Source organism: Streptomyces sp. E2N166 (assembly GCF_003671715.1).
In the GTDB taxonomy this organism is placed as follows: Bacteria; Actinomycetota; Actinomycetes; order Streptomycetales; family Streptomycetaceae; genus Streptomyces; species Streptomyces thinghirensis.
Genome location: NZ_RAIF01000006.1, coordinates 1,148,652 through 1,156,706, shown reverse-complemented (window position 1 = coordinate 1,156,706; position 8,055 = coordinate 1,148,652). Strand labels below are relative to the sequence as shown.

The 8,055-nt window shown below is 74.5% G+C and carries 7 protein-coding genes; 5 read left to right on the top strand and 2 right to left on the bottom strand.

The genetic code is table 11. From position 1 onward, the window contains the following. Window positions 1-3 precede the first annotated feature (3 nt). Both EBH09_RS05595 and EBH09_RS05590 read right to left on the bottom strand, forming a co-directional pair. Complete coding sequence (locus EBH09_RS05595; RefSeq protein ID WP_121745850.1) at window positions 4-1,785, bottom strand: hypothetical protein; 1,782 nt, start codon at window positions 1,783-1,785, stop codon at window positions 4-6. A 52-nt stretch (window positions 1,786-1,837) separates the two neighbouring features. Further along, window positions 1,838-2,032: a hypothetical protein gene (locus tag EBH09_RS05590; RefSeq protein ID WP_003977410.1), complete on the bottom strand. Its 195-nt coding sequence runs from the start codon at window positions 2,030-2,032 to the stop codon at window positions 1,838-1,840. Between the two features lie 299 nt (window positions 2,033-2,331). Between EBH09_RS05590 and EBH09_RS05585 the strand changes: the two genes are divergently transcribed. From EBH09_RS05585 to EBH09_RS05560, 5 genes are all read left to right on the top strand, one after another. Further along, entirely contained in the window at window positions 2,332-2,724 is a 393-nt protein-coding gene (locus EBH09_RS05585; protein ID WP_193776121.1) for an ankyrin repeat domain-containing protein, read from the top strand. Between the two features lie 335 nt (window positions 2,725-3,059). Then, window positions 3,060-4,478, top strand: a complete 1,419-nt coding sequence (locus EBH09_RS05575) for a HEAT repeat domain-containing protein (protein WP_121745847.1) — start codon at window positions 3,060-3,062, stop codon at window positions 4,476-4,478. Window positions 4,479-4,756: 278 nt separating this feature from the next. Next, a complete protein-coding gene (locus EBH09_RS05570; protein ID WP_121745846.1) occupies window positions 4,757-5,884 on the top strand; it encodes a glycosyltransferase family 1 protein in 1,128 nt (375 codons plus the stop codon). Further along, entirely contained in the window at window positions 5,881-7,041 is a 1,161-nt protein-coding gene (locus tag EBH09_RS05565) for a glycosyltransferase (RefSeq protein ID WP_121745845.1), read from the top strand. Before EBH09_RS05570 ends, EBH09_RS05565 begins: the two co-directional genes overlap by 4 nt. Continuing rightward, a complete protein-coding gene (locus tag EBH09_RS05560; protein WP_121745844.1) occupies window positions 7,038-7,886 on the top strand; it encodes an SGNH/GDSL hydrolase family protein in 849 nt (282 codons plus the stop codon). Before EBH09_RS05565 ends, EBH09_RS05560 begins: the two co-directional genes overlap by 4 nt. Window positions 7,887-8,055 lie beyond the last annotated feature (169 nt).

Here is an 8,055-nt window from a genome sequence, read left to right as displayed (position 1 = left end):
CCGTCAGGAGGTCTCGGCCGCCACCGCCTTCGCGGGAACCGTCTCCGGCATGGGCGGCTCGGCCGCGGTGACCTCCTGGGCCACCGCCTCCACCGCGACGGGCGTCGGCTCGGCGACCGGCGCCGGCCCGGCGTCGGCCTCCGGCCTCTCTGGCTCGGGCTCGTCCGTGACGGCTTTCTGCGTGGCGGCCTTCTTCTGCGTGGCGGTCTTCTTCTCGATGGAGATCTTCTTCTCGGCCGCGTCCTCGTCCACGGGCACCTGCTCACCGTCCGCCGGGGTCGTGCGCGGGGGCAGCAGGTCGAGCACCGCCTGCCGGTGGGCGTCGCTCGTCGCGTCGTCGTAGGGGTCCGGCGTGGCCGGGACCTGGAGGCGGTGTACCGGTCCGGTGCCCAGGCGGGCGTACCCCCGGCCGGGCGGAACCTGGTCCACGGGCGTGGTGCGCGGGGGAGCGCCGAGCACCGACGCCAGCTCGTCCGGCGTGGCCGGGCCGAGGACGACACGCGCGCGCGTGTGCTGCCGTACGGCGTCGCTGAGGCTGTCCAGGGAGTCCAGCTGGTCGGCGACGACCACCGTCACGTTCGCGGCGCGGCCGTGCCGCAGCGGGACCTGGAGCAGGGACTGCGGGTCCTTGCGGCCGTCCGCGGCGGCCAGGTGCGGGAACGCGCTCGGCCGGTCCATGAAGACCCACAGCGGCCGCTTGGTGTCGTCGGGTGCGGGCCGGCCCTCCTGACGGGCCCGGTTGAGGGAGATCAGCCGGCGTTCCGTCTCGGAGGCGGCCCACTCCAGGCTGGTCAGCGCTCCGGTGAGGCCGCACTCGACGGCCAGGACGCCGTCCCGGCCGACCAGGCAGGCGTACTCGCCGGTGCCGCCGCCGTCGACGATCAGCAGGTCCCCGTGGTGCAGGGCCTGCAGCGCGACCGAGCGCAGCAGGGTGGACGTGCCGGTACCGGGCTGCCCCAGGACCAGCAGGTGGGGCTCGGTCGAGCGGATGCCGGTACGCCAGACGACCGGGGGCACATCGCGCCGCTCCTCGCCGTGGGTGAGCGGAAGGGTGCGCTGGACCCCGGTCGGGTCGGTGAAGCCGAGGACGGTCTCGCCGGGCGCCGTCACGAAGCGCTGGGCGGCGATGTCGGTGGGCAGCGCCGCGAGTACGTCGACGGCGAGGTGGTTGGCCTCCTCGTCCCACGTGAAGCGGTACTCCCGGCCCCGCCCGGACTTGGCGGTGAGCAGGTGCTCGATCCGGGCGCGGGCCTCGGCCTCCCCGTCGGTGAAGTACGCGGGGTAGCGGATCACCAGGTGGGCGAAGCGGCCGGTGTCGTCGAACTCGTACGCGGGGAACGCCTTCTCCCAGGCGCCCCCGTGGGAGTACAGGGGATCGGGGTCCTCGGCGAGGGAGAAGTACGGGACGAGCGCCTCGTAGAGCGACTGGAGGCGCTTGGTCTGGGAGTCGTCGGGGCCGTCCGGCTCCGACGGGGTGCGGTCCCTGCCCTGCCAGGCCGCCGCCGCCATCAGGGCGATGACGGCCAGTAGCGGGCCGTACGGGACCAGAGCCACGACCAGGACCACCGAGGCCACCAGGAACAACAGCGCGCCGCGCCGGTCCTTGGGGGTCTCGGTCCATCTGCGCCGCGCGGCCGCGGCCAGGCGGCGCAGACCGCGGGCGATCGTGATCAGCGGCTGGAGGACGTCGGTGGCGCTGTCGGCCGCCGTCCGGGCCAGCTCCCGGCTCCGGGCGAGCTGCGCGCCGCCGTTGCTCAGAATGCGGGGGAGGGGCCGCCGGGCCACTGCTGCCTCCTGGAAGTGCGTACGTGCGGATGTCGGGCGGGGGTGAGGGGCGTCAGAACTTGATTCCCCCGAGGAGGCCCGCCAGGCTCTCGCCGCCTGCCTTGATGCTCGGGGCGATGGCCGTACTCGCCAGGTAGAACCCGAACAGGACCGCGACGAGCGCGTGTGAGGCCTTGAGGCCGTCCTTGCGGAAGAAGATGAAGACGACGATGCCGAGCAGGACCACGCCTGAGATCGAGAGGATCATGTGAGTTCTCCTGGTTCGCGGGGACAGTCACCATGAGTACTTCCAGGCTCACAGCATGTATCTATACGATAAAAGGTGCAAATGGGGGAAATTTTTCGAAATTGCCCCAAGTGGCGGAGTAGTCCTTGGGCCGGTTGAGCAGGGCTGTTGCGCCCTGCCGGGTCCGTGCTGATCTTTACCTCGGGCACTTCGGCTCATGTGCGGCGCGAGCCAGTACCCTGGCGATTCACCCGCACGGCCGCACCGCTCGCGGCCGTGCGCCCAGTCCCCGGCATGCGCAGTGAGAGGTGGTCCGGCCGATGAGTGAAGCCCCCGACCCGGAGGTCGTGGAGCTGGCGACGAAGATCTTCGATCTGGCCCGGCAGGGCCGGACCGAGGAACTGGTGGCCTATGTGGACGCCGGCGTTCCCGCCAATCTCACCAACGACCGCGGCGACTCCCTCGTCATGCTCGCCGCTTATCACGGACACGCCGGCGCGGTGCGCGCGCTGCTGGCCCGTGGCGCCGAGGCCGACCGCGTCAACGACCGGGGCCAGACCCCGCTCGCCGGTGCCGCCTTCAAGGGTGAGACGGAAGTGACCAGGGCCCTTCTGGAGGCCGGCGCGGATCCGTCCGCGGGCACTCCGTCCGCCGTGGACACGGCGCGGATGTTCGCCCGGACAGAGCTGCTGGAGCTGTTCGGCGCTCAGTGACCGGAAGCCGATCCGGTACTGCTCCGGGTCTGCTCCACTCTTTTCTGACCAGGGAAAATACGAATAACGGGGGAGGCGGTAACGGGCCGCCGAAATTTCGGTCGCGGCAGATGTGACCGCCGGGTCATCATGACGACGTGGTTCACGGACGTGATGGCTGGGCAGATGTTGCCGCACCGCGCGGGCCGTGACACGGCCCGCAAGGGCCACCGACGAGAGGCAGAGGAACATGGTCTTCAGCAAGCAAGAGACGGCGGGTGCTCCGACGTGTTGGCGCACGGCCAGGTAACGCGTGCTCCCCGGTTGCGTCGACGCTTGATGTGAGGCTGTTTCCCATGTTCGATCCGGTCATAGCGCCCAGCGGTACGCTGCTCGGCCTGCTTCAGCGGGGTCGCGGCGACGGCACGCTGCATGCGCTCACCGCTCCGCGGGCCGAAGCGCTCGCGGCACTGAACCACTGCGTGCTGCACGACCCCCGCCACGACTGGCAGGTCGAGAACCGCTCCCTCTACTACGCCCGCCTCTACCTCGACCTCAACGGCGAGCTGGACGCGATCGAGGCCCACCTCTTCGACCCCGAGGACATCCTCGAGGCCGACGAGTCACGCACCGGGCTGGCCCTCGCGGTCCTCGGGCACCTGGCCTCCTACGGCAGGCTGGACGCGCTCCGGCTGCTGCGCGGGTACGCCGCCCACGGCGTCAACTGGGCGTGGGCCCTGGACGAGCTTGCGCTGCGCGACGACGACGCCGGTCTGCGCTCGCTCGCCGCGCCCGTGCTGGCACGCTTCCCGCACGATGCCGAGGGCGATGCCGAGCTGGCCGTAGCCGTGCGGGACGCCTTCGAGCCCCGGCCCTGGCGGCTGTGGGCCGACGATCCGCGCGAATCGATCGCCACGCGTGTGCGTGCCGCCCATGAGACGGGCTGCTTCGACCGCTGGCAGCGGCAGATGAGCCCCACCGGACCGCGTCCGGGCTGGAGCGTGCGGGCCGTCTTCGAATGGGCCCAGCAGGGCGTCGAGCGCGGCGCCGCGCTCCATGTGCCGGCCGCCCGGTGTCTCACGGCCGTCGCGGGTCCCGAGGACCGGCCCGAGATCGTCGAGGCCGCGCGGTCCGGCGACGAGGGTGCCCGCTGCACCGCCCTGCGCTATCTCGCCGACGGCGACGATCCGGACGCCCTCGACCTGATCGAGGCCGCCGTGACCAACGGCTCGACGCCGGTCGTCGAGGCCGCCGTCGCCGCCTTCGAGCGCATGCGCGGCCTCCCCGCCGTCGACCTGGCGCGCCGCTGGGTGCACCGACCCGACGCCTTGGGCGCCGCCGCCGGGCGGGTACTCGCCTGCCGGGGCGGAGCCCAGGACCGCGACCTCGTCCTCGCCGCACTGCGTGAGGCGGTACGCGGCGAAGGCCCCGACGCGCCGACCCTGTGGACCCTCGTCGACGGCACCGGACGGCTCGGCATCGCCTGCGCCGCGCCCGTACTGCGCCACATCTACCGCGAGACCGCCTCCTCCCACCTGCGCGGGCGGGCCGCCCGCGCGCTGGCCGCCACCGACCCGTCCTTCGCCGCCGGGTTCGCCATCGAGTGCCTGTGGGACTGCGAGGAGACCACCCGCGAACTCGCCGCCCGCCACGCCGAGACCGGTGACAACCGCGTCGTCGAACGGTTGCGCAGGCTCGCCGCCGATCCGGCCGAGGAGGACGAGGTCCAGACGGCCGTACGCAGCCGCTTCGGACCGGACGCGCCGACCGTGTGAGCGGGCGCGCCGGCCCGAGGCGGTTCGGCATGAGCGGACGGAGAAGCCCGCGCGGGCCCGCGGCCGTCCTTCCGCACTGGCGCGGGCCGCTCCGGACGCCGCCCCGCCGGTCCACGTAGACCGGGTCCCGCGTGCGCCGAGCGGTCCCGGCGGTCCGAAGCCCGCCGGAGGACCGGATTGAGGGACTCCCGGGTGAGCAGGGCAACGCTCATGGGACGTTCCTCGGCCGGAAAGATCGACGTTGACGCGAGCACGTTCAGTCCGGCGACAACACCGGTATGCGTGTCGTCATCGTGACCGAGTCCTTTCCCCCCGATGTGAACGGCGTCGCCCACTGCGCGCTCCAGACCGCCCGGCACCTCGCCGACCGCGGTCACGACTGCGTCGTCGTCGCCCCGGCCACCGCCCCGGGCACCGAGGCGGACACCTCCGCCGCGTGCCCCCTCGTCCGGGTCCCCTCCCTCCCGCTCCCCGGCTACCCCCAGGTACGCGTCGCCCTCCCCAGCCGGCGCGTGGCCGCCGCGATCGCCGAGCACCGCGCCGACCTCGTCCACCTGGCCAGCCCTTTCGTCCTTGGCGTCCGGGGCATGGCCGCCGCCGCCCGGCTCGGTGTCCCCGCCGTGGCCGTCTACCAGACCGACCTCGCCGGATACGCCCGTACGTACATGGGGGCGGGCGAGGCGGCCGCCTGGCGGCGCATCCGCTCCGTGCACTCCGCCGCCGACCTCACCCTCGCCCCGTCCGGCGCGGCGCTGCGCGACCTCCAGGCACACGGTGTGCCCCGGGTCTCGCTCTGGCCACGCGGGGTGGACACCGTCCGCTTCCGGCCCGACCGGCGCGACGAGGCGCTCCGCCGCGAACTGGCTCCCAACGGTGAGCTGATCGTCGGCTACGTCGGCCGGCTCGCCCCCGAGAAGCAGGTGGAGCTGCTCGCCGGCGTCTGCGGCCTGGACGGCGTGCGCGTCGTGGTCGTCGGCGACGGGCCCAGCCGGCCCGGTCTGGAGCAGGCACTGCCGGGCGCGCTCTTCCTCGGCCGCCGTACCGGCGACGACCTCGCCCGGCTCTTCGCCTCGCTGGACGTCTTCGCGCACACCGGCCCCTTCGAGACGTTCTGCCAGACCGTGCAGGAGGCCATGGCGAGCGGCGTGCCCGTCGTCGCGCCCGCCGCGGGCGGGCCGCTGGACCTCGTCGCCCATGGGCGCACCGGACTGCTCGTGCCGCCGCGCGACGGGGCAGCCGTACGGGACGCGGTGTGGTCGCTGACCGCCGACCCCGCGCTGCGGGCCGCGTACGGGGCGGCCGGGCGGGCTGCCGTCGAGGGACGCACCTGGGCGGCCGTCGGCGACCGGTTGATCGGCCACTACACGGACGTGCTCGCCACACGGAAGGCGGTGCTGGCGGCATGAGCGGCGCACTGCGGATCGTCCGGCTCGCCAACTTCGTCGCTCCCGCGTCCGGCGGCCTGCGCACCGCGCTGCGCGAGCTGGGCAAGGGCTTCCGCAGGGCCGGACACGACCCCGTCCTCGTCGTCCCCGGCGAGCACGCCGACGACCGGGAGACCGAACAGGGCCGGGTGATCACCCTCCCCGGACCGCTGCTGCCGGGCACCGGCGGCTACCGCGTCCTGACCGGCAGGCGGCGTGTGGCGGCGCTGCTGGAGGAGCTGGCACCCGACCGGCTGGAGGTCTCCGACCGGACCACGCTGCGCTGGACCGGCAAGTGGGCACGGCGGGCCAGGATCCCCGCCGTGATGGTCTCCCACGAGACCACCGACGGTGTACTGCGCACCTGGGGCCTGCCCGAAGAGGCGGCCCGGCGAACCGCCGACGCCCTGAACATCCGCACGGCACACACCTACGCGCGCGTCGTGTGCACCACGGAGTTCGCCGAGCGGGAGTTCGTCCGCATCGGGGCCCGCAACGTCGTACGGGCTCCGCTGGGCGTCGACCTGGCCGGGCGGCACCCGGCGCTGCGCGATCCCGGGCTGCGCGCCCGGCACGCGCGCGTGGACGAGACGCTCCTGGTGCTGTGCTCCCGGCTGTCCGTGGAGAAGCGGCCGGGCACGGCGCTCGACGCGCTGGCGGCGCTGCTTCGGCGCGGCGAGCGGGCGGTGCTCGTGGTCGCCGGGGACGGGCCGTTGCGCCCGCGGCTCGAACAGCGGGCGCGGGAGCGCGGGCTGCCGGTGACCTTCCTCGGCCATGTCGCCGACCGCGGGCTGCTCGGCGCGCTCCAGGCGTCCGCCGACGTGTGCCTGGCTCCCGGACCGGCCGAGACCTTCGGACTCGCCGCGCTGGAGGCGATGGCCTGCGGCACGCCCGTGGTGGCCAGCGCGTCCTCGGCGCTGCCGGAGGTGATCGGCTCCGCCGGGGCCGTCGCCGCCGACCACGGGGCGGCCTTCGCGGACGCCGTGGACCTGCTCCTCGGACGCCGGGAGGCGCACCGGCGAGAGGCGGCACGCGCGCGTGCGGAGTGTTTCGGCTGGGACGCGGCGGTCGGGGCGTTCCTGGCCGCGCACGACGCGACGGCCCCCGCTCTTCCCGTGCTGCCGGAGGCCGTGCCATGAGACGCGTCCGGTTCGTGGCCCTCGGGGACTCGCTGACCGAGGGCGTGGGGGACCCGGTGCGCGACGGGTGGCGCGGCTGGGCCGCACTGCTCGCCGCCGGGCTCGCCGAGCAGCCCGCGATGTTCACCAATCTCGCCCTCAGCGGGGCGCGGGCCCGGGACGTCGCCGAGCGGCAACTGCCCGTGGGTCTCGCCCTGCGTCCCGACGTCGTGTCCGTCGTCGTCGGCGTCAACGACACCCTGCGCTGCTCCTTCGACCTCGGAGCCGTCGCCGCCCGGCTCGACACGGTGTACGCCGCCTTCACCGCACAGGGCGCGCTGCTGCTCACGGCGTGCCTGCCGGACCCGGGGGCGACGCTCGGGCTGCCGGGGGCGCTGGCCCGCCCGCTGGCCCGGCGGCAGCGGGCGGTCAACGCCGTCGTGCACGCCCTGTCCGACCGGTACGGGGCCGTCCACCTGCACGCGAGCGAGGGCGACTGGACCACGGACCGCGCGATGTGGAGCGCGGACCGGCTGCACCCCGGCGAGCGGGGCCACCGGCAGCTGGCCCTGCGCTTCCACGCCCTGCTCGCCGAGCGAGGCCACGCCACCGGGCCCGCGCCCTCGCCCGAGAACGAGTTCCCCACTCCCACCAGGTCGGCGAGCCTGTGGTGGCTGGCCACGGCCGGCACCGGCTGGGTGGCCCGGCGCTGCACGGACCTGCTGCCCCAACTGCTGACGCCGGCCGTCGACGAACTGCGCCACCACGTGCGCGGGACGAGCGCCCGGCTCGACCTGCGCACGTCCGCCGCGGTCTCCGCCGCGCTCGCGGCGCTGTCGACGACGGAGCGGCCGGAGGCGGTGTGACCGGCGGCGCCCCGGCGCACGCCGGTACGGTCGCGCGGCGCCGCGGACGGAGCGCGGACCAGTCAAGCGGCTCGGAGCGCGGACCGCAGGCGTGTCCCGGCGCGCGCGCCGGACCACAGGCGTGCCCCGGCGCGCGCCTCGCCGTAGTCGTAGGGCGTCGGTGCCCGCG

What these genes read in the sequence shown, in the direction of transcription:
- EBH09_RS05585 (WP_193776121.1), top strand. Translation starts at nt 2,332, where the DNA reads ATGAGTGAAGCCCCCGACCCGGAGGTCGTGGAGCTGGCGACGAAGATC.
- EBH09_RS05575 (WP_121745847.1), top strand. Translation starts at nt 3,060, where the DNA reads ATGTTCGATCCGGTCATAGCGCCCAGCGGTACGCTGCTCGGCCTGCTT.
- EBH09_RS05565 (WP_121745845.1), top strand. Translation starts at nt 5,881, where the DNA reads ATGAGCGGCGCACTGCGGATCGTCCGGCTCGCCAACTTCGTCGCTCCC.
- EBH09_RS05570 (WP_121745846.1), top strand. Translation starts at nt 4,757, where the DNA reads ATGCGTGTCGTCATCGTGACCGAGTCCTTTCCCCCCGATGTGAACGGC.
- EBH09_RS05560 (WP_121745844.1), top strand. Translation starts at nt 7,038, where the DNA reads ATGAGACGCGTCCGGTTCGTGGCCCTCGGGGACTCGCTGACCGAGGGC.
- EBH09_RS05590 (WP_003977410.1), bottom strand. Translation starts at nt 2,032, where the DNA reads ATGATCCTCTCGATCTCAGGCGTGGTCCTGCTCGGCATCGTCGTCTTC.